Origin of the sequence: Mycobacterium appelbergii, from assembly GCF_032883035.1 — a bacterium.
Classification (GTDB): Bacteria; Actinomycetota; Actinomycetes; order Mycobacteriales; family Mycobacteriaceae; genus Mycobacterium; species Mycobacterium appelbergii.
The window spans coordinates 321,576-345,353 of the sequence record NZ_JAMQTH010000004.1; the positions used below are offsets into that span (position 1 = coordinate 321,576).

Consider the following 23,778-nt stretch of genomic DNA (forward strand, 5'->3'; position numbering starts at 1 on the left):
ACCTACGTGTCTGCTCGGCGGGGAAACTCAGCCGGCGGAACTCAGCCGAAGAACATGTTCCGACGGCCCGCCAGCAGCTGATAGAGCGTCTGCTGAATGGTCTCGCGGACCTGGTCGGTGAGTTCGAAGGTGACCATCGGATCGTCGGCTGCACTCTCGTCGTACGCCGAGGTGTCGATCGGCTCCCCGAACTGGATGTGCCACTTCGACGGCATCGGCACCAGTCCCACCGGTCCTGCCAGCGGGAACAGCGGGGTCACCGGGAAGTACGGCAGGCCGAGCAACCTGGCGAGCAGCTTGACGTCGGCGAGCATCGGGTAGATCTCCTCGGAGCCGACGATTGAGCACGGCACGATCGGCGCCTGCGCGCGCAATGCCGCCGAGACGAAGCCACCCCGACCGAAGCGCTGCAACTTGTAGCGGTCCTTGAAGTGCTTGCCCAGGCCCTTGTAGCCCTCGGGGAACACCGCGGTCAGCTCGCCGTTGGCCAGCAGTCGGTGCGCATCGGCGGTGCATGCCATGGTGTGGCCGGCCTTGCGGGCGGCCTGCCCGACCATCGGCAGATCGAACACCAGGTCTGCGGCCAGCAGGCGCAGATGGCGGTTGGACGGATGGTGGTCGTGCACCGCCACCTGTGTCATCAGCCCGTCGAAGGGCAGTACCCCGGCATGGTTGGCGACCACGAGTGCCGCACCGGACTCCGGCAGATTCTCGATGCCGCTGACCTCGACCCGGAACCACGAGTTGAAGAACACCCGCAGCAAAGGCAGAAAGATTGCGTTGGTGAGGTGTGAGTCGAATCCGAACTCGTCGACGTCGTAGTCGCCCGCCATCCGCTTGCGGATGAACTCCGACACCGCGGCAATCTGCTTGGCAAGCTCGGTGGGCGTGGCATCGGCGGCAGGCGACGCCCCGACCGCGCCGCGTCGCTGATCGATTTCATGCACCACCGCCGCGATCTGCTCAGCCGACGCGCGCGCACCCGAATCGGCCAGCACCGACGGGTGTCTGCGCGCACTGTCGGAGCGCTGAGCGGCCCGGCGTGCGGCCGTCGCACGATTCGAACCCCCATGTAGCGGAATGACTTTCGCCTTCGATTCGCCCGCCACGTCGATACCTTCTCCCCCGTTAGAGCTAGTACTTAATGTCCCCAACGCTGCGCCATGGCCACTGCGCGACTTTCCACTGAGCGTACCCATTCCGGGTCCAGGATCGGCGTCAAACCCCGACCCCGCACGTACTCGTCGAAGGCTTCGGCTGTCGTCCACTTCGGACTGTAACCCAGATCCCTGTACATCCGCTCGGTGTCCATCACCCGGCCGTAGCTGACGTAGTTCAGTTGCTCGCGGTCCAGCTCGGTATAGCGGGTGGCCCGGTTCAGCGAGTCCACCGCGGCCAGCGCCGCGCGCGGCACCGGCAGCCGGATCCGGCCCGACCGCCGGATCGCCTGGCTCATCATGATGATGCCGGACCCCCCGACATTGAACGTGCCCGGTTTGCCGGCCACCGTGGCCCGCTCGAGCGCACCCAACGCATCCTGTTCGTGCAGCAGCTGCAACCGGGCGTCATGCCCGACGACCGAGGGCACCACCGGTCCGGCCAGATAGCGCGAAAGCGCGGTATCCATCGCAGGACCGATCATGTTGGCCAGCCGCAGGATCGTCACCGCGATGTCGGGGCGACGCCGGGCCAGCCCACGGGCGTAGCCCTCGATGTCCATGCTGTCGCGGGCGAACCCTTCGCCGGGACGCCGGCGCGCGCTGCAATCCTCGGTGAACATCACCGGGTCGCGTGCGCTGGAGCCGTACACCTCGGACGTGGATTTGAGCACCACGCGGCGTACCGACGGCGCTTTCTGGCAGGCCGCGAACAGCTGGATCGCGCCCATCACGTTGAGCTCTTTCAACGTGGCCCGGCCGCCGGATCGCGGCGCGTAAGACGCCGCCGCCGCATGCACGACCGTGTCGACATCCCCGTTACGGATCACCTTGGCGATGAACGGATTTCGGATGTCGGCACGGACGAATTCGGCCCGACCCATCCGGCGCAGCAGATCCTTGCTGGGCGCGATCGCGTCAACCGCGATCACCCGGTTGATCAACGGGTTCTGCGCCAGCCTCGCGGTCAGATAACCGCCGAGGAACCGGCACGCCCCCGTGACCAACACCACTTTCGGGTAGGGCACCTCGTCGGTGGTTTCCGAACTGCCTGAACCACCTGCACCCTGGACTCCCGTCGAGCGTCCCCCCGAACGACCATCAGAACCCATCGGTCAAGCCTAACGGCCAGGGCGGAAAGCTACTTGCCGAGTTTTCTACGCTGCACCCTGGTGCGTCGAAGCAGCTTGCGATGCTTCTTCTTCGACATACGCTTACGCCGCTTCTTGATGACTGAACCCATGAACTCCGCTACCTAGGCAACTAGTTGACTGACCCGGTCACTTTACCCGGGTGTGCCGAGGAAACGGAAAACGGCCGCCCTACTCGGATTATTCGGACGTGTGCTCAGCCGGCGTCGAAGTACGAAGTCTCCAACAGATCGTGCACGGCCTTGGCGTGGACCCGGAACGATCGACCCACCCGCACCGCAGGCAGTTCGCCGTTGTGCACCAGCCGGTACACCGTCATCTTCGAGACCCTCATCAAGCTCGCCACTTCGGCGACTGTCAGGAATTGAGCTCGAGGCTGGCCGTCGCCAGCCGAATCCCGCGCCGATGGCCCGTTCATAGACGTCATCGCAACCCAATCAATCAGGCACGGGCAGTTCCAGCGGCTTCCCCACCGCTGGCACCGACCCGCGCATACAAGGGGAGAATAGCGTGGCGGGTGGGGTTACTGCGACGGGTGTGGGCTAATCCATCGGAATTTCTCTAATTACTCTGATGTAATTCCTAGCTGCTCAGAGCGCGTTTTGGCAGCTTCCACGGCGTTGGCCACCGCGGCCCGCAGCCCGCCCCGCTCGAGTTCCCGCAGCCCAGCGGCGGTGGTGCCGGCCGGTGAGGTCACCGTGGCGCGCAATTGGGCGGGCGTGGTGTCGAGGGCCGCGCCGCCCGCGGATTCGACGTCGTCGAGGCGCTCAAGCAGCATTGCGGCCGAACCCGCCATCGTCTGCACCACCAGATCGGTGGCCACCGCGCGGGACAACCCGGCGGACACCCCGGCATCGACCAACGCTTCGACCATCAGGAAGAAGTACGCCGGGCCGGATCCGGACACCGCGGTGACGGCATCGAGCTGTGATTCTGCGACCGTGAGCACCCCGCCGACCGCGTCGAAGATCGCCGAGACCTCTTTGAGCTGCTCGGCGGTCGCGAACCGGCCTGCGGCCAGGGCACTCACCCCGCCACCGACCACGACCGGCGCGTTGGGCATGACCCTGATGACCGGCGCCCCGGCAGGCAGCTTCGCCTCGTAGTAGGCGGTGCTCACCCCTGCGGCGATGGTCACGAACACCTGCTCGGCGGCGTCGGAATCCGCACGGGCCGCGGCCTCGGCGACCTCGTCGATGACGTACTCCACATCCGAGGGTTTGACCGCGACGAGGATGTAGGTGGCGTTCTCCGCGGCGTCGGCCACCGAGGTCACGAAAACCGAGTACTTCTCCGCCAGGTACTTGGCGCGATCCGGATGCTTTTCGGCGACCACCATGTCCTTGACCTGTCTGCCGGCTCGTAACAGGCCGGACAGCAGGGCCTCCCCCATGCTTCCGCCGCCAATGATCGCGATTCTTGACATGCGCCACAGCATCGCACGGTCCCTGACCGCTCAGAACGCGGCGGGCACCATGGCCGATTGCCGGGATTGCCAGCCGTCGACCGGCAGTGCCCGCAGAAACGCCGTCAGTTGGACCGTGGGCGCCCATCCGGTGCGTTCCACTGCAAAGGGCACCGGAGCCCGACACATCACCGCACAGGAGCGCAAACAGCACGTCCGGCGCCGCGCCCTCCGGTCGTCGCGGGTCGATACGGGATTCAGCGCAGCAGATGCTTCCTGGCGAACTGCAGCGACTCGGTCAACAACGCCTCGCGTTCGGTGGCCGTGCGGGCACCCGAGGTGGTGACCTCCAACACGACGTGCCCGGAGAAATCGCTCGCTGCCAGCAGCCGGCACACCTCCGCGGTGGGCTGGGTACCCCGGCCCGGCACCAGATGCTCATCGGTGGACGCGCCCATGCCGTCGCACAGGTGCAGATGCGCCAGCCCGTCACCCATCCGGCGGGCCATGTCCATCGCGTCGGTGCCTGCGGTCGCGGTGTGGCTCAGGTCCAGCGTGTAGTGCGCGTGTCCGCCGTCCAGCGGGTCGTAGGACGGCGCGAATGCCGAGATCCCGGCGCCCGGCTTGCCGCCGCGCTTGCGCATCCGCTCGACCGAGGACGGCCCGGCCCCGAAAAACCGGTCGGCCCGGAACGGGAACATATTCTCCACGGCGACCTGGACCTCGCTGTCTGCCTCCAGTTCGGCCACCTGCTCGCTGAATCCATCGGCGTAGCGGCGCTGCCACCGGAACGGCGGGTGCACGACCACGGTCTGTGCGCCGAGCTGTTCTGCTGCCCGCACACTGCGCTCGAGCTTCGGGATGGGGTTGGCGCCCCACACCCGCTGCGAAATCAGCAGGCACGGCGCGTGAACGGACAGCACCGGCATGCCGTAATGACGCGACAGCTTCTGGACCGCATCGATGTCCTGGCTGACCGCCTCGGCCCACACCATCAGCTCGACGCCGTCGTAGCCGAGCCGGGCCGCGTATTCGAAGGCAGCCTCGGTCCTCAGGGGATAGACCGAAGCCGTGGACAGGCCGACCTTGATCGAAGGACGCACGGTTTGATTGTCTCTGGTTCCTTGATGCTCCCCGCGTGCGCGGGGCCTGCCTAACTCGCCTGCAGCAGTGCCAGCGGCCCGAACGTGACGAGCGCGCCGACGGCAACCGCAGTCAGTGTGCTGCCGATGTCCTCGGTCTTGCGGACCACCCGCACACCACCGGCCAACCCCAGGATCACCAGGACCCCGAGTACCAGCGCGACGATCGTGTTCCATTTCCACAGCTGGTCGAAGGCCACGAACAGGCCGGCCCCGAAGGCCACCGCGATGATGCACTGCCCGACGACCCACAGCCCCCGCACCAACGGCGACTGTTCCGGCCTGGCCTCGGGTTCGTCGAACTCGTCGATCTCATCGGCGGTCTCGGTCAGATCGTCGTCTTCGGCCAGGTCGGTGTCGTCGTCGGCTTGCGCCCGGCCGCCGCGGCGCGCGATGTCGTCGGCAACGGATTGGCCACCGCCGAACAACGGGCCCACCCCGTAGGACGGGCGGTCCCGGACTTCGTCACGGTCGACGTCCTCGTGTTCGGTCGCGCCGGATTCGACCAGATCCGCGTCATCGCCGTCGATGTCATCGAGGGGATCGGGACTCATCCGTTCGGCACCGGTGCCGGTGGGTTGGTAGTTGCGGACGCCACCGGGACGTCTGGGCCGCCGCGGCGCGGGCTTGAACTCGACCGGTTCCGGTTCGGCGTCGCGGGCTTGGACGTGTGCCTCGTAGTCGGCTTCCGCGTCGGACGACGCGAATTCAGCCGCCGCGTCGGACGACGCGAAATCGGCCTGAGTGTCGGACAACGCGAAATCAGCCGGCTCGTAGTCGGCGTCCTCGTCGGGTCGCGTGAAATCAGTCGGAGCGTCGGATCTCGTCTCGGCACCGTTGCGCCCCTGGGGGCGCGGCGCCGGTGGCACCGGGTCGATCACCGTCGTGTCGGTGACTGCGTTTACGGGGGCCCTGACCTCGGGTTCGGGGTCGGGCTCGGACTCCTCGGCAGTGGCGTCGTCGCCAATGATCGGGATCTCGCCGGTGAGCTCGGCGACCGTCACTGAGTCGCTGTTGCCACGCCGACGACGGCGCCGGCCGCCAACTGGCGGTGCGCCGATCGTCCCGTTCTTTGCCAGCAACTCTGCGACCGATATCGGTCGGGTGCCGGTGTGGCTATCTTCTGGTCCTGTCATTTCTTCATTGCCTTTTGGGGCTAGCTATTCCTAACGTCCAGCATCGCGCACAGACGTCTCCACCAAGGCTGTTCCGTCGGCCTCGCTATCGAGTTTCCGCAGAATCAACCCCTCCCGCAACGCCCAGGGGCAGATGTCGACCGATTCGACCTGGAGCGCTTTCATGCTGGCCTCAGCTACCAAAGCTCCGGCCACGATCTGTGGCGCCCGCTCGGCACTCACCCCTTCCAGTTCAGCACGGTCAGCCGCCGTCATCCTAGAGATGAATGCTATGAGCTGTCTTAATCCGGTGGCGGTCAGCGTGCGCTTGACCCGTGGGCCTGCACCGGAAGGCGCTGCGCCGGTCAACCGGGCCAGCGACCGGAAGGTCTTCGAGGTGGCCACCGCCAGCTCCGGACTGCCCGCCTGGCGCATGACGGGTCCGGCTTCGGACAGTTCGTTGGCAAGCCAGTCGCGGAGCATCGCGACCCGGCGCCGGCCCGGCGGGTCGTCGGGCAGCCACTCCCGGGTCAGTCGTCCCGCACCCAGCGGCAGCGACAGCGCCACCTCGGGTTCCTCGTCGACGCCGCTGGACAGCTCCAGCGACCCGCCGCCGATGTCGATGTTGACGATCCGGCCCGCACTCCAGCCGTACCAGCGGCGCACCGCGAGGAACGTCAACCGGGACTCGTTGACCCCGCTGAGCACCTGAAGGGAAACACCGGTCTCGGCGCGGACCCTGGCCAGTACCTCGTCGGAATTGGTGGCGTCGCGCACCGCCGACGTGGCAAACGCCATCAGCTCGGCACAGCCTGAGCTGGTCGCGATCTTGGCGAACTCGTCGACCGTTTCCACCAGCCGGTCGGCGCCTCGGCGCGTGAGCTTGCCGGAGCCGTCGATGGCCTCCGCCAATCGCAGCGCGGCCTTCGTCGAACTCATCGGCGTCGGATGGCCACCACGACGCGCGTCCACCACCAGTAGATGGACTGTATTGCTGCCCACATCGAGCACGCCTAACCGCACGCATTCAACCTAACGGGTGCCTGCTGGAAAGCCGTATGCAGCATGGTGCGGCGCGCCAAGGGGAACGGGTAGATTTTGCGTGGTGACGCGTATGCATCCCGGTGAAGTGGAGCTGGACTTTGCCCGTGAATGGGTGGAGTTCTATGACCCTGACGATGCGAACCATCTCATCGCAGCCGATATGACGTGGTTGCTGTCCCGGTGGACGTGCGTGTTCGGCACGCCGGCCTGCCAGGGCACGGTGGCCGGGCGGCCCGATGACGGATGCTGCTCGCATGGCGCCTTTCTGTCCGACGACGACGATCGCGCCCGGTTGGACGATGCGGTCAAGCAGCTGACCGACGACGACTGGCAGTTCCGGGAAAAAGGCCTGGGCAAGAAGGGCTACCTGGAGGATGACGAGTATGAGGGCAAGCCGAACCTGCGCACCCGGAAGTACAAGGGCGCCTGCATCTTCCTGAACCGGCCCGGATTCAGATCCGGGGTCGGCTGCGCACTGCACAGCAAGGCACTGAAGCTCGGCGTGGAACCGCTGACGATGAAGCCGGATGTGTGTTGGCAGTTGCCAATTCGCCGAAGCCAGGAGTGGGTGAGCAGGCCGGACGGCTCACAGATACTCAAGACCCTGGTCACCGAATACGACCGGCGCGGCTGGGGCGAGGGCGGCGACGATCTGCACTGGTACTGCACAGGAGATCCGGCCGCCCATGTCGGGCAGAAGCAGGTGTGGGAGTCCTACGGCCCGGAGCTCACCGAGTTGCTCGGCGAGAAGGCCTACGGAGAGTTGGCCGCAATGTGCAAGCGGCGCAGCGGTTTAGGGCTGATTGCCGTGCATCCGGCCACCCGCGCCGCCGAGTAGCCGATCCCGCGCGAGCAACGCGCACGGTGCCCCCAACTCCGCCGATATCGATAACTTGCGGTTCGGCTACTGTGATTCGCAGCGTGGCATAGATTGGGACCGGGCGGTATGTCGGCCGCAGTACACCGGGAGGCGAGTCCGAATGGTCGTGACCTGATGGGCTCGACAATCGCGGTAGTCACCATCGTGGCCGTCTTGGTCCTCTGGCGAGCACGGTTGCGGCAACACCCGCACTGGGCCACCAGCGATGACGCCCGGTTCTACATCTCATCGGGCACCTGGACCGTGCTCATCGCGCTGTACTGGTTCCTGCAGGCCCGACTGGAGCCGGACTGGGTTTGGCAGGTCTGGCCGATTCTCGCGGTTGCCTCGGCACTCTTGCTCATCCGCGGACTGAATGCTCTCGATATCGCTCCCGACGAATTCGTCGCGATTCCGCCGCCCGGCGCTGAGCATTCACCGCGGCATTCCGCCGACCGACTCTCGTCGTACCGAACCCTACGGCGTTGAACGGCCGGCCCCACCTGCCCGACGGGGATACGCCAGCCGCCGGATCGCGGGGGCGACGGGCCTGCCTTCCAACAAACCTTCCACCGATTGGCATTCGATGGCCCGACGGTAGACCCGCAGTGCAGCGCCGGCGGCCTCGACCGTGAAGGCCACGTCATGTTCGGTGTGGGCGGCCGAGGTGACGAAGGATTGACCGAGCACGCCGCCGCGCAGAAGCTCCTGCAGAAACAGGGCCCGATATGCCTGGGAAGGAGCCAATCGGGCGTCACGGGTGACGAACATCAGGCACGACGGCCGCCCCACCACCTGCACATGCGCCGACAGTCCGAATTCGGCTGCCGCGGCGGTGATCCCATCTGCGATCAGCCGGCCGCTGTGCTCCATCTTCGCTATCGGGTCGTCGTCCGCGTAGGCCTGGACCACCGCCCGGAATGCGGCCAGTGACGCCGTTTCCGGTCCGTGGGTCGTCGACAACAGGAAGACCCGATCGCGGTCGGTTCGCAGGCCTCCGAGTTCCATGAATTCCCGCCGACCCGCCAGCGCCGAGAGCGGAAAACCGTTTCCCATCGCCTTACCCCAGCAGGACAGGTCGGGTGTCACCCCGTAGACCGCCTGGGCTCCCCCGGCCGACCACCGGAAGCCAGTGATCATCTCATCGAACACCAGTAGCGTGCCTGCACGGTCGCACAGCTCCCGCACGCCCTCGAGGTAACCCGGCTGCGGTTCGACAGTGGCGGTGGCGGCTTCCATCACGACGCAGGCGACGTCGTCGCTGGCCAAAGTCTGTGCCAGCGCGGCCAGATCGTTGTAGGCGAATCGAACCGTATCCCGAGCGGTGTCATGCGGAATTCCACCGGACATCGCCGTGGTGCCGATGAACCAGTCGTCTGTCGAAAAGAAGGGTTGCTCGCAGATCGCGATTTTGGGCCGGCCCGTCACTGCACGCGCCACCTTGACCGCGGCGGTCGTCGCATCCGAACCGTTCTTCGCGAACTTGACCATGTCGGCGCCGGGTACCAGCCGCAGGAAATCCTCGGCGGCAGCCAACTCGTGCACGGTCGGCCGGCTGAAGCTGACACCGTCGGCGACGGCCGCCCGGACCGCGTCGATCACCGGCGGATAGGCGTGTCCCAACGTGACCGAGCGCAGGCCCATCCCGTATTCGACGAATTCGTTGCCGTCGGCATCCCAGACACGACATCCCTTGCCACGAACGAGGATCGGCGCCATGAACTCGGGGTACTGGTCCGAGCCTCGAGCATACGTATGTGCGCCGCCTGGCACGATATCGTGAAGCCGGGCTTGTAACCGGTTGGACTGCTCGAACGAGCGGTGCGAAATCATGGCGACGTCAGTATGCACCCGAGCCCACGAGGACGGCCTTCAACGTGCTGGCAATGATGACCAAATCCCCTACCATGGACCAATTCTCGACGTAGGACAGGTCCAGGCGCACCGAGTCGGCCCAGGAGAGATCCGAACGACCGCTGACTTGCCAGAGGCCCGTGATGCCCGGCAGCACCAGCATCCGACGGCGTATCTGGTCGTCATAGCGGTCGACTTCGTCGGGCAACGGCGGCCGAGGGCCGACGACGCTCATTTCGCGGCGCACCACATTGATGAACTGCGGTAACTCGTCGATGCTGTACCGGCGCAGGATCCGGCCGACCGGGGTGACCCGCGGGTCACGCCGCATTTTGAACAGAACCCCGTTGCCGTCGGTCTGCTCGAGCAGGCCTGCCAACCGCTCATCGGCGTCGATCACCATGCTGCGGAACTTCAACATCGCGAACGGCACACCGTCCATGCCGATGCGCTCAGATTTGTAGAAGACGGGCCCGCGACTGGTGAGCTTGATGACCAACGCCGCCAGCACCATCACCGGTGCCGCCACAAACAAGGCACACAAGGAGAAGATCACATCGAAGGCTCGCTTCTGGAACCGCTTCGCGCCCTCATACTGCGGCTTGTCGACCTGAATGAGCGGTAGACCACCCACAGGGCGCACCATCAGACGCGGACTGGCGACGTCGGCGAGCCCTGGCGACACCATCAGGTCGACGTCCCACTTCTCCAATTTCCATGAAAGGTCGCGGATTTCGTCAGGATCGAGATCGCCTGACGTCAGCGCCACCGTGTCAGCGCCGGACGTGACCACCGCGTTGGTGACGTCGCCGTGATGGGCGAATGTCGGGATGCCGTCCACGGCGGGGATCCGCACGCCGTCGCCGCCGGGCACACACACCCCGACGACGCGATAACCGTCGCCCGGGTGACGCGCCAGTGAGGCGGTCAGCGCCCGTACCGAGCTGAGATGACCAACTGCCAGAACCGCATTCACGAATTCACCGTTGCGCCGGCGGCAGGCGACGAAGCGGCGCGCCAGCATTCTGTTCGCGGTCAGCGCGACCAATCCGAGCGGCAGGGCCAGCGCCAGATAGCCGCGGGCGATGTCCAGCCTGAACAATGCCGAGACCACCGCGACGATCGCGAACACCGACAGCGTTGCCGTCCACACCCGCCGGTATTCCTCAAGGCCTTGTCCGAGCACTTGTGATCCGCGGCTGCGCTGGACGACCAGGGCTACCAGCCATGCCGCCAATATGACCGCCGAGACGAGTGCGTAATCGATATTGGTGTAGGACGCCAGGCGGTCCCCGGTCATGGAACCGAAACGCAGCTGCTGTGCCACCGCGACCACCGTGGACGCAACAGCGGCGTCCGAACACATCACCCACCGCGCATAGCGACGCTGCCAGGTACGGCGCGCGACGACGGGTGGTAAGCCATGCTCAGCGATTTCAGCGATCATCATTCGATTTGTTGCTGTACTCCTGGTTGAGTTCGCCGCATGCAGATCGCTGACACCCATGCTTGCGACACTCCTCGCCAAGACAACTAATAGTTGGCTAAGTTTGCACTAGTCGCCGACAAGTCGCCATGGGCTGATGGCAGCTGTGATGCGAATCACTCTTTTCACCCCGTTCAGCAACGAAGAGCTCGCCGTTTAAAACAGCTAATTAACGCCTGCAACAGCTATTTTTGGGTTCAGTCAAATTTTTCCAGGTCAATACTGAAACACGTTGCACCGGACCGGCCGACGCCCTCCCCTGATCAACAATCCATAGCTGACAGATAGCTCTCTCAGCTTCAGCACATACTGCTCTCAGACTCCAAGGCCGAAGCAGTGAGCCACCCGGGTTGACGAACCAGCCGGTGTCGACACTCCCCAGAAATTTGCCATAATCACACCGTGACGACACGTCAGCCGGTTCGGATACTCGCGATCGGACCCGCTCCTGCAGGCCCCCGCAGTCGTGGCGGGATGGCCTCAGTGATGCGGTTACTGCGAGAGCACCCCGATCCTCGGTTCGCGATCACGGTGATTCCCACTTTTGTCGACACCATCGCGCCGATCCGGCTGTGGACCGGTATACGAGGAATGCTGACGGCGACCGCGCTGATCCTGCTCGGTCGCACGGACATCGTCCATGTCCATCTCTCACACGGCGGCAGCGTCGTACGAAAATCCCTGCCGCTGATGGCTGCCCGGCTGCGCGGCACGCCGGCGATCGTGCACGGGCACAGCTTCAACTTCACCGGATGGCTGGATCCGCTACCGGCGCCGGTCCGGCGGCTCGTGCGGGTGGCTCTGCACGCCGATCACTGGTTGGTCCTGGGCCGATCGCTGGCCGTGCAATACCGCCGCTGTCTCCACCTCCACGAGGATCAGATACAGGTGCTCTACAACCCGGTCGTCATGCCGGACATCCGCCATGGCCAGCAGCACAGCTCCACATTGACCGTGTTGACGCTCGGTCGGCTCGGACACCGCAAAGGCACCTTTGACCTGGTGCGGGCGGTTGAACTGCTGCCCGACGACGTCCGCTCACAAATACAGGTGGTGCTCGCCGGTGACGGCGAGGTGGACGAGGTCCGCGCGTTCGTCGACGCGCGCAACCTGCGATCGGTGATCGATGTGGTCGGCTGGATCGACGCACCTACCCGAGACAGTTTCCTGCAGATGGCAGATATTTTCGTGCTTCCCAGCTACGACGAAGGCCTGCCGATGGCGATGTTGGAGGCGATGGCTCACGGGGTCGTACCGCTCACCACACCGGTCGGCAGCATCCCCGAGGCGGTCACCGACGATATCGACGGGCTGTTGGTATCACCAGGTGACGCGGCTGCACTCGCCGATGGGTTGCAGCGACTGGTGCAGGACCGCGACCTCCGCACGCAGTTAAGCGCCGCAGCCAGGGAGCGGGCCGCCGCATTCGACGTCGCCGCCTGGCGTGCGGAGCTTGCTGTGCTGTGGCTCAGGCTTGCCGCCCGGCGATCCGGGTGAGTACATCGAGCAGAACCTGCCCCGATGCCGACGCCGAGTGCCGATCACGGTAATGCCGCTGTGCCCGGGCGCCTCTGGTTGCCGCACGATCGGGATCGGCCAGCGAGTCGAACGCACACGCCAAGGCGGTGGTGTCGTCCACATTGATCGGAATCTCGTGCGGAGGCTGGAATTCCGGTAGCGCACCCACGGTGGACACGATCGGCGTCACTCCCAGTTGCATGGCCAGGACCTGCACCCCGCTCTGAGACGCACGTCGGTAGTGCACAAGCGATCCCTTGGCGCGTGCCAACATCGGCAACGCCTCGGTGTACTGGAACGATCGCCGGTGCCACACCACATGATCGGGCAGGTCACCGTCCCAGCGACCCTCGCCGAGTAGCACCAGGTTGTCACCGACCCAGCTGTTCCCTGCCGTGTGCTGCCGCCATGCCTGTAGGCACACATCGATGTTCTTGTAGTCGTTCAGCCGCCCGAACAACACGAAATCCCTCCGCGCATCGGCAGGCAGGGGCTCCAGCGCATCGGTGTCGGGGAGATCGCTGGTCAGCGGCACCACGTCGGTGACACCCACTGCTTCTGCGACGTAACGACTGAACGCCACCCGATGCGCGGATCGGGCACGCCATCCGAAAATGGTCCGTTCCCAGCGGGGCCGCATCTCGCCTGCGTCATGCGGTCGGTCGTCGTGGATGAGCTCCACCCGCGGTACCCACGGCGCAAACGCGAGCCAGCGTGGGTCCCGAACCAGTTCACTGACCACGACGTCCGGGGCGAAGGCACGCACCCTGGCCACGGCACGTGCCGTCGCGGGCCAGGTCCGGGCCGACTTGGGCCGCGGATCGAGCACCAGCTCATAGGGTCTGGCGCCGTCAGACGACGGGTGCTGATCGGAGGTCACCAGCAGTACCTCCGCGCCCATGCCCTGCAATGCGTCGGCATACACGCGCGCCAGCGGCCGCAGCCATGGCGACAGCCAGAGCACCCGCAGTGCGCTCATTCGAACACCGCCGCGATCGCGGCTTCGTAGGAATCAGCCATCGCCTCGACGGTGTAATGCGCCGCCATACGTTGGAACCCTCGCTCACCTGCCGCGGGCCAGTCCTCCGTCCGACACAGCACGTTTCCAAGCGCGCCGCGCCAACCCGACACCGATATGTCCTCGATCAGGAACCCGGCCGCACCCAGGTCCAACATGTCGGTTACCGAGCAGACGGCCGAAGCTGCGACGGGGATACGGCGCGCCATCGCCTCGAGGATCACCAACGGGAATGCCTCCGACCGACTCGGAACGCACAACAGGTCGCAATCATCGAGAGCGGGACCGGGATTCGACCAGCCGTGCCACGTCACCCGGTCTGCGAGGTCGGACGGAGTCAATGCCTGCAACGCGGCCCGGTCCGGCCCGTCACCGTAGATCGAAAGCCGCCACGGCAGGTCACGCAACCCGTCGAGAGCCTCGACGAGCAGATGGGGGTTCTTGTGCTCGGCAATACGGCTGAGCATCACCAGATGAGGAACGTCGCCCACCGGAGCGCGGCGTGGCGCGGCCGCTGCCTCCTCGGTACTCGCCACGCCGTTGGGCGCAAAGAAGGCACGGGCACCCAGCTTTTGATGCGCGGTCGCCTCGGCCCAATGTCGCGGGGACAGTGCGATGAACCCGTCGGCCCGGCGCATGGCACCCGCCAACGGTCGAGAGTAGGTGCGACCGTGCGGGTCCGGCGGAATATGGGCGGCGACCAGCCAGCGGCGGGCCCTGCCTGCCGCCCGCCACAGCGTGGCGAAGCCGGTTTCGGTGTTCGTATCACCGCTGATGACGACCGAACGCCCCTTCCCGAGGTCGACCGCCGGCGCCCACCAGGGCTGGCGTACCACCCGCACCGACGGCGCGATCTCGCCAACCAGCGGTCCGAAACGTTGCACGCACGCGATCACCACCTCGTATCCGCGACGGTCGAGTTCCTTGGCGAGCAACACATGTTGGCGCTCGGCTCCGCCGAAGACCAACCGGTTCGTGGTGATCACGACCGACGGGCGCGATCCGGCGGGCCGCCGGCGCACAGCGCGTTGCCGACGGGCCGAACGTTGCACCCGGTCCAGTACCGACGAGGCCGCCAGGAACACATCGGCGGGGAACCTGCCCTTGTCCAACTCCAGATTCAGAGCGACGTTGGCCCGCAACAAGTCCCGTGAGCGCTGACCGGCCAACGGATCCCCGGCGACTGTGCCGTGCCCGGTGTGCACGACTCCCGGTTCGTCGACCAGCTGCACCGACCATCCTGCCGACCGTGCGCGCCGCTGCCAATCGACCTCTTCCCCGTACAGAAAGAACTCTTCGTCGAAGCAGCCGACGGCCTCCCATGCGTCCCTGCTGACCGCGAGACAGGCCCCGGTCAGGTAGCCACTGACCGAAGTCGGCTGCTCGTCGTAGAACTCGGACAATCGGCTGCCGCGCAGCCGGTCGGCGTAACCGGCCCGCGACACCAGCGCGCGCACCACACTGTGGTCCCGGTGTGCGACATCCCAACCGCGATGCCGTGCCGGATCGGCCGCATCATCTGCGACCAGCGGAGCGGCGGCGGCAACACCCGGTGCAGACAATGCCGCGAATGTCGCGGTGAGCGAGCCCTGCAGCATGGCGTCGGGGTTGAGCAGCAGCATGTTGTGGTCGCGCACCTCTTCGGCCAATGCGTTGACGGCCGCCGCGAATCCGATGTTCGCCGAGCCGAGGAACCACCGTGTGTTCGGATATTCGGCCGCGACCCATTGCATCCCGGGAAAGTCCGGACCGGAGTTGTCCCAGACCAGGACGGGCAGGTCCGGTAGATGCTTGGCCACGGCCGCGAGGCATTCCGCCAGCATCGCCGGGTTACGGTACGCGACAATCAGAATCGCGACCTTACGATCTGCCGCCGGACCCGACGGGCCGCACGGAATTCGGAAACGATCAGGCAGGTACGCCCGGTCGAGTTCACGGTTCATCCCTCCTGCCCCATCTGCTTCTCCTGACTTCCGAGCGCCCCCTTGATCACCCGTAGCGTCATCGGCCCGGCGATCAGGTTGACACCCAGATATGCCGTGGCGGCCAGCGGCAGCGCCACGAGTACGGGGAGGTGACGCGCCCAGATCGCCAATCCTGCAGCGACCGCCAACGGAATCACCAGCCGCAGCGCGAACAACCACGGCGTCCGGTAGGGGGCGACACGGCCCAGTCGCCACGTCACCACGACGAGTCCGATCAGTTCTGCCACGATCAGTGCAGCGCCTGCCCCGACCGCTCCGTATCGGGGCGCGAGCACGAAGTTGAGCACAACGTTGCCGACGAGATTGACCAGATTCAACCGGAACAGAAACACCTGGTCGTGTGCCGCGAACAGGGCCTGACTGATTGCGGCGTTGAGGAATGTCAGAGCGACCGCAATACACAACAACGCCAGTGTCGGGCCTCCGTCGGCAACGAACTCCGACGAGCCGAGCAGCACCACCATGGGGTGTGCCAGCACCACTCCGACCACAGCGATCGGCGCTCCCACGAACAACATCGACTCCACCGTGCGGGTGACGAAGTGGGCGAACTCATTGCGGTCGCGGGCGAACGCATGTGTCGCCGCCGACAGCGTCGAACTCTGGAAGAACACCGATACCACCGACACCGTGAACGCCAGCGTGTAGGCCAACCCGTACACACCGACCTGATCCGGTGTGCTCCGCAGACTCAGAATCACGCCGTCGGCACGCCAGTACAGCACCGCGATGATCAGCACTCCGGTCTGTGGCAGGCTTTCCCGCAACAGGGCCCAACTCTCGGAGAGGGAGAACACCGGTCGCCAGTTGGAGATCCTCGTCGCCGCCACGCCCTGGATCAGCAGTACCACCACCGGCGGAACCAGTTGCACGACCGCAAACCACACCACGTTCGCGCCGACGGCGATCAACACCATCGTCGCAGCGAGGGAAGCAATCCGACTGACCAGATCCGACCAGGCCACCGCGGTGAACCGGACCTTCGCCAGGAAGATAGGCTCGAAGCAGCTTGTGATGGTGGTCAGGATCAGGCTGCACGAGACGATGAGCACCATCACCACGACGTCCCGCTGGCCTCGGTACAGCAGCGCACCCGAGGTCGCGGCAATGCCGAACAACGGCACGCAATACATGACCGACATGCCCGCGTTGACTCGAACCAGCCGTTCCAGGTCGCCCTTTCCCGACATCACGCGGCGCACGAGCACTGCGCCGACTCCGAGTTCGGTGAGGCTGGTCCACAGCCCCACGAACATCACCGCGGTGGTCAGGTGGCCGTACATCGTCGGCCCCAGATGGCGTGTCGTGAACGCGACCGTGAGCACTGATGCCAGCATGCCCAGCGCGCGGAAGATCAGCTGCTGGCTGAATGCATGGGCCATGGCCCGGTTGGACGCCCGTTCCGGTTGTGCCGAACTCCCGCCGCCCGCACTGTTATCCTCCGGAGGACCAGCAAAGCTCATACCGGGGACCGATGCGCGCGTACATTCCTTTGCCACACGGTCTTTCCGTATCCGCTTGGGCCGATCGGTACCGTCGCGGCGAGGTTCCGGACGCGTCACCGTACGGGCTCCACAGGCTGGGCGACCACGGCATCGAGGTCGATTTCGCTGAGACCTCGTTGGGTCGCGCCGCCGAACGTGTCGCGGCCTCGGTGCGGTACCGAACTTCCGGGCTCGAGCTTGTCGAAGGACTCGCCGAATGGCGCAGGCGCGGTGAGTCCGACGCGGTGCTGGCCTACGACGAACGCACCGGCGTGCCTGCGGCACTGCTGCCTGCCCGGGGACAGGGCCCCGTTGTGCTCGGCGTCGGCTGGCTCACCCAACGTGCCTCCGCGCCTCGGGTCCACGCCGCGCTGGCCGGCCGTGCATTGGCCCGCGCCGGAGCCGTTTTCGCCCAATGCGGCGCGGCGCTGCCCACGCTGCACCGGGAATGGGGCGTGCCGCAGTCGCGGCTGAACTTCGTGCCGGTCGGAATCGACACCGACTTCTACCGCGTCCAACCCTGGGCACACGAAGATCCGACGCGGTTCGTCGCCAGCGCCGGAGAGGATCGCTACCGCGACCACGGGTTGCTTGTTGCCGCGGTGTCGCAACTGCACGCCAAGCGTCCTGACGTCCGCCTGGAACTCGCCACCGGATTGCCGGTAGACCTGCCCGATGATGTCGGCACGCTGTACCGGGGCCGGTTGGACGGAAAGATGCGCGAGCTGTACCGCCGATCCAGCGTGGTGGCGATCGCCCTCAAACCGACCATCAGCGGCTCCGGGCTCACCGTGGCCCTGGAAGCCATGTCCAGCGGGCGACCGGTGGTGATGACCGACAACCCCGGCGTGAGTGACTATGTCGAACACGGTGTCACCGGCCTGCTCGTCCCACCGGGCGACGTCGATGCGTTCGCGGCAGCTGTCGCCCAGTTGCTCGATGATCCGGACCAATGCGCGGAAATGGGCGCGGCCGGTGCGAGCCGGGTCCGAGACCGGTTCACGTCCGCGGTCATGGCTGCCGACCTGGCGGCGCTGTTGTTCTCGGCCTGACGCCCCCGCTCTCCAGAGTGGCGTGCCGCAACTGCAGGAAGGCAGGCGGCCCCTGGACGAGGTACCGGCGCGCCAGCCGCCGCGGTTCCTGTCGGAGTCGGTACAACCACTCCAGGCCCTGCCGCTGATAGAAATCCGGTGCGCGCTTCACAACCCCAGCCAGAAAATCAGCTGCCGCACCGAAAGCGAGCAACACGCCAGCGCCGGTGTCCATCCCGTGCCGGTCGATCCACCACTCCTGGCGTGGCTTGCCCAATCCCACCACGAGCAGGTGTACCCGGGCCGCGGCGATCTCCGCGGCCAGCCGCGCCGAAGCATTGGGGCATTCGATCTCTTCACGCGTGGGTGACCAGAACCGGGCCGGCTCGGACGTGGGATACCGCGCCGCCAATACCGCCGCCAACCGCCGGTGCGTGACCGGGAGCCCGCCGAAGAACCCGACGCGTATGCCGTGGGCAGCACAGCCCTCGAGGAGCGGTTCCAACAGGTCGGCTCCCGTCACCCGGGGCCATGGTCTGCCATCGAGGCGAGACCCGCGCCACGCCACCGGAGCCCCGTCGGCCAGCCACATCCATTCCGGTGCGCCCTCGATCCCCGCCGGACCCGCGCGGAAGTGATGCAGATGGTCGAGGTTCACCGAACCCACTGCCAATGGCGCCGTGGCGGGCCCGGACAACCGTTGCGAAACGAGGGCCACCACCTCGTCGACTGTGTGGCGGGCCACCAGAATGTCACCGATCCGCATTCGCTCGGGCGGATTGCCAGACAGCATCAGCAACGTGCTCCGCCTTTCATGCCGAGGCGCAATCGCGCGCCATTCGCACACTATGGCAAACCCGCTGCGACAGCGCAGACCAGATCGTAAACCAGAGCTGACGATTTCAGTACTGCTTCACGCCGGTGCAGAGCTGGTTCCCGCGCATGACGGTCAACTTCTGCAGCCGACCACGACGATGGCGATAAGCGGTCTCCCCTTCAATCTGCCGCCAGATCGCTGAATGTGTCGTTCGCAAATTAGATCGACGATACGTTTCCGCGCACCCGCCGGCCCGGGCCGCCACTGAAAACCATCGCCGTACGCTTTGCCAAACCGGATACGACCGTTACTATCACCGCATATAGCGGCGCCCGCTGGCGCACATCCATACTTGCAGGGGTACACGCTGTGAACGTCGCCCAATTCCTGCGATCGCTCTTTCGCCGACCGATCGCACTGGCCTTTCTAGCAATTCTTGCTGCAATTGCCATATTTTTCGGATGGAGCTCGGCCTCGTCGACGTACCAGTCCACCGCGGTCGCCGTGGTGATCCCGCCAGGTAGCGGATCGGTGGATGCAGGCCTCAACCCGTTGGTCAACCTCAACAACAACATGGCTCAGCTTGCTGCTGTCGTGACAACAGCTCTGCAAAGCGATGGTGGCCGTAAGGCCGCAATGGATGCCGGCGGTAGTGGCAACTTCACCGTCAATTCCACCTTCGGCGATGCCACGCTCTACGCCCAGCTGACCTCTCAGCTGGTGATCGTCGCCGACGGTCCCGATCCGGATGCGGCCAGACGAGCGGCGGCCGCACTGGTCGAGTACGCCCGCGGTTGCCTCAACAAGATCCAACGCGACTCGGCGGTACCCGAGGCCAACAACGCACTCCTCATCCCGACGGTCGAACCCGCCGAAGCGGTGCAACTGCCGACCGGTGGCGTCAGAGCAGCGGCCGCCTACGGGCTGGGCGCTGTCCTCGGCGGCATGGCGCTGCTGCTGATACTCGACGCCGTGAGGGAATCGATTCGGGGCCCGGGCCGACACCGGGTGGTGAAACACGCTGCAACAGACGAAGCCCGGGCAACCCGCTACCCGTACATCGAAACCATCGCCGACATCAATCTGAACGGAAAACCGCGCAGCGATGCTCGCCGCTGAGGAGAGCGCGCCGCCCGTCCCCCTCTGGCGAGGACTACTCAGCCGGCCGCTCGGACCACCCATCCTCGCGGCCGGTGGGTTCTTTCTGCTCGGCATGCGTCAAACCTTCACGGTGCCCTTGACTTTCGGGCTCAGCCTGGGACAGTTCCTGCTGTACATCGGCGCAGGACTGTGGGCGTTGACAAGCACGCATCAGACGCGGTCGGGGACTGTCAATCGCTGGCTGACGGTCGCCTTACTCGGTTATCTGACCGCGTCGTTGCTCTCCTACGGCGCGGCGATGAACCGAGGCACGACCACCGGCGGAATCATGTTCGGCGATCGCTACATTTTCGCTGACATCGCCCTCACCGCAATGGTTGTCGCAATAATCGCGATGGTCACCACCACTGCCCGTATCGCGCTGATCCTGAAAGGCCTGCTCCTCGGCGGCACGCTGTCTGCCACGTTCGCGATAGTGCGACTGTTCGCCGGGGTTGATCTCGCGCCGTATTTCATTCTGCCGGGCCTGAAGTCCAGTGACTTCGTCCTCGTGACCAACCTGGCCAGGGAAGGTATCGACCGTCCGCAGGGCAGCGCCGGCCATCCGCTCGAGCTCGCCGGTGTGTTGACGGTCCTGATCCCGCTCGGGCTGGCCGTCATCGCTCATGCGCGAGCACGGGGCGAACGGACGTGGCCGTGGCTGGCCTGCACCGGCCTCGTGATGTGCGGCGCGATGGTGACTGTGTCACGATCGGCGATCATAGGGTTGGCGGCAGCCGTACTGGTCATGGCCTGGCGGTGGTCAATTCGACGTTTCGCCGTCATTCTGGTGATGGGGACGCTGGCCGTCGGTGTCGGGCTGCTGATGCAGTTGAATGTCGTCGCGGCGATCCTGCAATCGTTCGCGAACGTGTCGAACGACTCGTCGATTTCGTCACGTAGCTTCGGTGCCGCCTACGTCATGACCCATTACCGCGACCATTTCTGGCTCGGTCAGGGCGCGGGCATGTATCCCGCGTACAACCAGCCGGTGCTGGACAATCAATATCTGTCCAGGTTGATGGAGACCGGAGCATTCGGGCTGATCAGCTTCATCACTTTGATCATCGTCGCGCTGCTCCTGGCGCTGCGGGCCTCGGCGTCAACCGATCCCATACTCGCCGAATTTGCCGGGGCGGTCAGTGGATCGCTCGCCGCGCTGGCCGTCATCAGTACCATCCTCGATGTCAGCGGCTTCGCACAGATGTGGACAGTTACCTGGATCCTGATCGCGTTGTCGGTCGTGGTGTGGCGGCTCGGGAGGAGTCGTGAGCACTGAGCGGATTCGCCGTGTGCCGGGCTCCGCGGTGCTGGCCATCACGATGCTGGTCGGTGTGCTCACGCTGCCGGGCTGCGGTTTCCCGGGACGGGCCGCCGATGAGCCGGCCCGTACGGGGATCATCGCCTTCTCCGAAGCCGACCTGGTCAATCCGATGCGGGGTCAATACGAGAACCTGGGGACTCCGCTGTTCCCTCAAAGTAACCCGGCCGATCATCGTCACCCGCCGTGGCCGGGCACCACCGATATCAGCCTCCGGATCGACTGGCGCACACTCCAACCGCGTGACCCCCGCAAGCTGCCGCCCAATGCCCGCGACGACCAGAAGTACGACTTCGGCGTGCTGGACCGAGCGCTGGCGGCCGCGGCGAAAAACGGGCGTCGTGTCGGCTTCCGGGTTACCGCGTTCAATTCCTGCTGTGAGACCCGCTATCCCAACGGTATCGACATCGCAGTACCGGACTGGCTACCCACGGTGTCCGGAGCCACCCGCACATATGAACACGACAAGGTCAGATACGTCATCCCTGAATGGAACAACAAGGCGTACCTGTCGTACTTCGCGGACCTCCTGGCCGCACTCGGCAGACGATACGATCGCAACGAACGCCTCGCGATCGTGGAGATGTCGGGTTACGGCGACTTCAGCGAGAACCATGTGGCGTTCATGCGCGACACCCTCGGGATTCCCGGGCCTGCCCCCGAACGCAGCCGAGCCGAGTTGGGCTACTTCAGTCAGTATCGGGACCAGTACATCACCAAGGACTCGATCACCTTCCTGGTCAACGCCAATCTGTCCGCCTTCCCGAGCACCCAACTGATCGCCGCCACCGGCAATCCGGAGATCACCAGGCAGTTGTTCCGCGACAGCCCGTTGCTGCTGAACCGCGCCAAGCCCGTCGGCATTCGCGCTGACGGTCTCGGCGCCTTTCGCCCGATCCCCACCTGGGCGGAGAACCAATACTCCTGGTACGTGGAAAATCACGACCCGATGGTCAACGTGGTCGCCAACCGATTCCGCATCGCGCCGATCGTGACAGAGTGGATTCCCGACCCCCCGCCGGCTGCCACCGTGGGCTACTACCTGACCGGCCTGCGTGATGTGGTCAACGACCATGTGTCGATGACTGCGAGCACCGGGTTTCCCGGCCAGCTCACCGACACCCCGATGCCCACCGATCAGTTCGAGATATGGTCCAAGGCCAACAAATTCAGCGGCTACCGATACGCCGTCACCGCCGCGGACGCGACTCAACCGGTGCAGGCCTCGACCAGTTTCTCTCTGAGGTTCGACTGGACCAACTTCGGCTCGGCGCCCACCTATGAACGATGGCAACCCGAATACCACATCGTGTCATCGAAGGACCGGGCGTTGGTGCGGACCGTGCCCGCCGGCGTCAACCTACGCAATCTGGTTGCCGATCAATACTTCGACAACGCCACCGACACACCGATTGCGAAATCGACGACCGACGCGATCACCATCGATGACGGGCTGCCGCCGGGTCGGTATACGGTGCTGGCCCGCGTGCTCTGGCGCGAACACAAGTCCAATGCATCGACCACAGTGGACTTTCCGCCCATGAACCTCGCACAGTTCGGGCGGGACGTCGACGGTGGGTACCCGATCCTGACGTTCACCGTCGAGTGACTATCGGAGGTCCCGGGTAGCCGACGCACCGAGCCAGTCGTTGCGGGTCAGACTCCACAACTCATGGTCGCGACGCCGGCTTCCCACCGTCATGTAACTACGCATCACGCCTTCCCGGACAAAGCCGAGCCGCCGCGCGATGCGGATCGTCGCGTCATTGCCGCAGGCGATGGGCGCGGCAACCCGTTCGATACTCATCGCGTCGAACAGGTGTCCGACCACAAGCCGGACGGCGGCACTCCCGACGCCGGCGTTCGAGTGTCCGGCGGCAACCCACAGTCCCAGTTCGCTTCTCCCGTGATAGCGGTCGATCCATACATCGCACTGGCCGGCCAGTTGACGATCGACGTCTATCACCGTGTGCAGGCCGGCACCGCGCCGCATCCGCCGCCGGGCCGACACGCACTCGCGGAGCCACACCCTCCTGGTGTGTCGTTCGGACCAACTGAGCGTGGAGTGGTCCCAGAACGGTTCGATCAGCTCTTGGTTTGCCAGCCGAACCCGCCGCCAGTCCTCGGCATCGGAGAACCGCGGCGTTCGCAACGTCAGTGCTCTGCCCTGCCGCGTCACGGTAGACAGCGTGGGCGACGCACCGAGACTGCGCTGCACGTGCGGCGACGGCACCATGCTCACTCCGATCCC

22 protein-coding genes and 1 pseudogene are annotated in these 23,778 nt (G+C 65.5%); 7 read left to right on the plus strand and 16 right to left on the minus strand.

Annotated elements, in window-relative coordinates:
- Positions 1–41: 41 nt before the first annotated feature.
- From M1247_RS11650 to M1247_RS11690, 9 genes and pseudogenes are all read right to left on the minus strand, one after another.
- Entirely contained in the window at positions 42–1,109 is a 1,068-nt protein-coding gene (locus M1247_RS11650) for a lysophospholipid acyltransferase family protein (protein ID WP_410506857.1), read from the minus strand.
- 32 nt (positions 1,110–1,141) lie between these two features.
- Entirely contained in the window at positions 1,142–2,269 is a 1,128-nt protein-coding gene (locus tag M1247_RS11655) for an SDR family oxidoreductase (protein ID WP_317156470.1), read from the minus strand.
- Positions 2,270–2,298: 29 nt separating this feature from the next.
- Positions 2,299–2,400 (minus strand): 30S ribosomal protein bS22, encoded by a 102-nt coding sequence (locus tag M1247_RS11660; protein ID WP_003402602.1) that lies wholly within the window; start codon positions 2,398–2,400, stop codon positions 2,299–2,301.
- 104 nt (positions 2,401–2,504) lie between these two features.
- A complete protein-coding gene (locus M1247_RS11665) occupies positions 2,505–2,735 on the minus strand; it encodes a cell division/environmental response transcriptional regulator (RefSeq protein WP_317156471.1) in 231 nt (76 codons plus the stop codon).
- A gap of 138 nt (positions 2,736–2,873) precedes the next feature.
- Positions 2,874–3,734: a pyrroline-5-carboxylate reductase gene (gene proC / locus M1247_RS11670; protein WP_317156472.1), complete on the minus strand. Its 861-nt coding sequence runs from the start codon at positions 3,732–3,734 to the stop codon at positions 2,874–2,876.
- Positions 3,735–3,803: 69 nt separating this feature from the next.
- Positions 3,804–3,951, minus strand: a pseudogene (locus M1247_RS11675) (thioesterase family protein); the annotation flags it as partial.
- Between the two features lie 19 nt (positions 3,952–3,970).
- Complete coding sequence (locus M1247_RS11680) at positions 3,971–4,816, minus strand: sugar phosphate isomerase/epimerase family protein (protein ID WP_317156473.1); 846 nt, start codon at positions 4,814–4,816, stop codon at positions 3,971–3,973.
- Positions 4,817–4,866: 50 nt separating this feature from the next.
- Positions 4,867–5,991: an Rv0497 family membrane protein gene (locus M1247_RS11685; protein ID WP_317156474.1), complete on the minus strand. Its 1,125-nt coding sequence runs from the start codon at positions 5,989–5,991 to the stop codon at positions 4,867–4,869.
- A 30-nt stretch (positions 5,992–6,021) separates the two neighbouring features.
- On the minus strand, positions 6,022–6,993 hold the full coding sequence (locus M1247_RS11690; RefSeq protein ID WP_317156475.1) for a Ppx/GppA family phosphatase: 972 nt from the start codon (positions 6,991–6,993) through the stop codon (positions 6,022–6,024).
- A gap of 82 nt (positions 6,994–7,075) precedes the next feature.
- Here M1247_RS11690 and M1247_RS11695 point away from each other — a divergent pair, with 82 nt between their 5' ends.
- Positions 7,076–7,852, plus strand: coding sequence for a DUF3109 family protein (locus M1247_RS11695; RefSeq protein WP_317156476.1), 777 nt, complete (start codon positions 7,076–7,078; stop codon positions 7,850–7,852).
- Between the two features lie 156 nt (positions 7,853–8,008).
- Complete coding sequence (locus M1247_RS11700; RefSeq protein WP_317156477.1) at positions 8,009–8,362, plus strand: hypothetical protein; 354 nt, start codon at positions 8,009–8,011, stop codon at positions 8,360–8,362.
- On the opposite strand, the gene M1247_RS11705 is transcribed toward M1247_RS11700, so the two are convergent.
- Complete coding sequence (locus M1247_RS11705) at positions 8,351–9,706, minus strand: glutamate-1-semialdehyde 2,1-aminomutase (protein ID WP_317156478.1); 1,356 nt, start codon at positions 9,704–9,706, stop codon at positions 8,351–8,353. The two genes, M1247_RS11700 and M1247_RS11705, sit on opposite strands and share 12 nt — an antisense overlap.
- A 7-nt stretch (positions 9,707–9,713) precedes the next feature.
- The gene (locus M1247_RS11710; RefSeq protein WP_317156479.1) at positions 9,714–11,177 is read right to left on the minus strand and encodes a sugar transferase; all 1,464 of its coding nucleotides are present in this window, start codon (positions 11,175–11,177) and stop codon (positions 9,714–9,716) included.
- 438 nt (positions 11,178–11,615) lie between these two features.
- On the opposite strand from M1247_RS11710, the gene M1247_RS11715 reads away from it, so the two are divergent.
- The gene (locus M1247_RS11715; RefSeq protein WP_317156480.1) at positions 11,616–12,710 is read left to right on the plus strand and encodes a glycosyltransferase family 4 protein; all 1,095 of its coding nucleotides are present in this window, start codon (positions 11,616–11,618) and stop codon (positions 12,708–12,710) included.
- Here M1247_RS11715 and M1247_RS11720 read toward each other — a convergent pair.
- Genes M1247_RS11720 through M1247_RS11730 form a run of 3 tightly spaced genes read right to left on the minus strand, consistent with a single transcriptional unit; the run spans position 12,682 to position 17,116 of the window.
- Complete coding sequence (locus M1247_RS11720) at positions 12,682–13,695, minus strand: glycosyltransferase family protein (RefSeq protein ID WP_317156637.1); 1,014 nt, start codon at positions 13,693–13,695, stop codon at positions 12,682–12,684. The genes M1247_RS11715 and M1247_RS11720 overlap by 29 nt on opposite strands.
- An 11-nt stretch (positions 13,696–13,706) precedes the next feature.
- Positions 13,707–15,692 (minus strand): glycosyltransferase, encoded by a 1,986-nt coding sequence (locus tag M1247_RS11725; protein WP_317156481.1) that lies wholly within the window; start codon positions 15,690–15,692, stop codon positions 13,707–13,709.
- Entirely contained in the window at positions 15,689–17,116 is a 1,428-nt protein-coding gene (locus M1247_RS11730; RefSeq protein ID WP_317156482.1) for a flippase, read from the minus strand. The genes M1247_RS11725 and M1247_RS11730 overlap by 4 nt, the downstream gene beginning before the upstream one ends.
- Before the next feature lie 92 nt (positions 17,117–17,208).
- Here M1247_RS11730 and M1247_RS11735 point away from each other — a divergent pair, with 92 nt between their 5' ends.
- Positions 17,209–18,270 carry a glycosyltransferase family 4 protein gene (locus M1247_RS11735; RefSeq protein WP_317156483.1) on the plus strand — a complete coding sequence of 354 codons (1,062 nt, stop codon included), beginning with the start codon at positions 17,209–17,211 and terminating at the stop codon, positions 18,268–18,270.
- On the opposite strand, the gene M1247_RS11740 is transcribed toward M1247_RS11735, so the two are convergent.
- The gene (locus M1247_RS11740; protein WP_317156484.1) at positions 18,230–19,042 is read right to left on the minus strand and encodes a WecB/TagA/CpsF family glycosyltransferase; all 813 of its coding nucleotides are present in this window, start codon (positions 19,040–19,042) and stop codon (positions 18,230–18,232) included. The genes M1247_RS11735 and M1247_RS11740 overlap by 41 nt on opposite strands.
- 555 nt (positions 19,043–19,597) lie before the next feature.
- On the opposite strand from M1247_RS11740, the gene M1247_RS11745 reads away from it, so the two are divergent.
- From M1247_RS11745 to M1247_RS11755, 3 genes are read left to right on the plus strand one after another with little or no spacing between them, the layout of a single operon-like run.
- Positions 19,598–20,185 carry a hypothetical protein gene (locus tag M1247_RS11745; protein ID WP_317156485.1) on the plus strand — a complete coding sequence of 196 codons (588 nt, stop codon included), beginning with the start codon at positions 19,598–19,600 and terminating at the stop codon, positions 20,183–20,185.
- Positions 20,172–21,485, plus strand: a complete 1,314-nt coding sequence (locus tag M1247_RS11750; protein ID WP_317156486.1) for an O-antigen ligase family protein — start codon at positions 20,172–20,174, stop codon at positions 21,483–21,485. The genes M1247_RS11745 and M1247_RS11750 overlap by 14 nt, the downstream gene beginning before the upstream one ends.
- A complete protein-coding gene (locus M1247_RS11755; RefSeq protein WP_317156487.1) occupies positions 21,475–23,136 on the plus strand; it encodes a DUF4832 domain-containing protein in 1,662 nt (553 codons plus the stop codon). Before M1247_RS11750 ends, M1247_RS11755 begins: the two co-directional genes overlap by 11 nt.
- On the opposite strand, the gene M1247_RS11760 is transcribed toward M1247_RS11755, so the two are convergent.
- Positions 23,137–23,763, minus strand: a complete 627-nt coding sequence (locus tag M1247_RS11760) for a GNAT family N-acetyltransferase (RefSeq protein ID WP_317156638.1) — start codon at positions 23,761–23,763, stop codon at positions 23,137–23,139.
- Positions 23,764–23,778 lie beyond the last annotated feature (15 nt).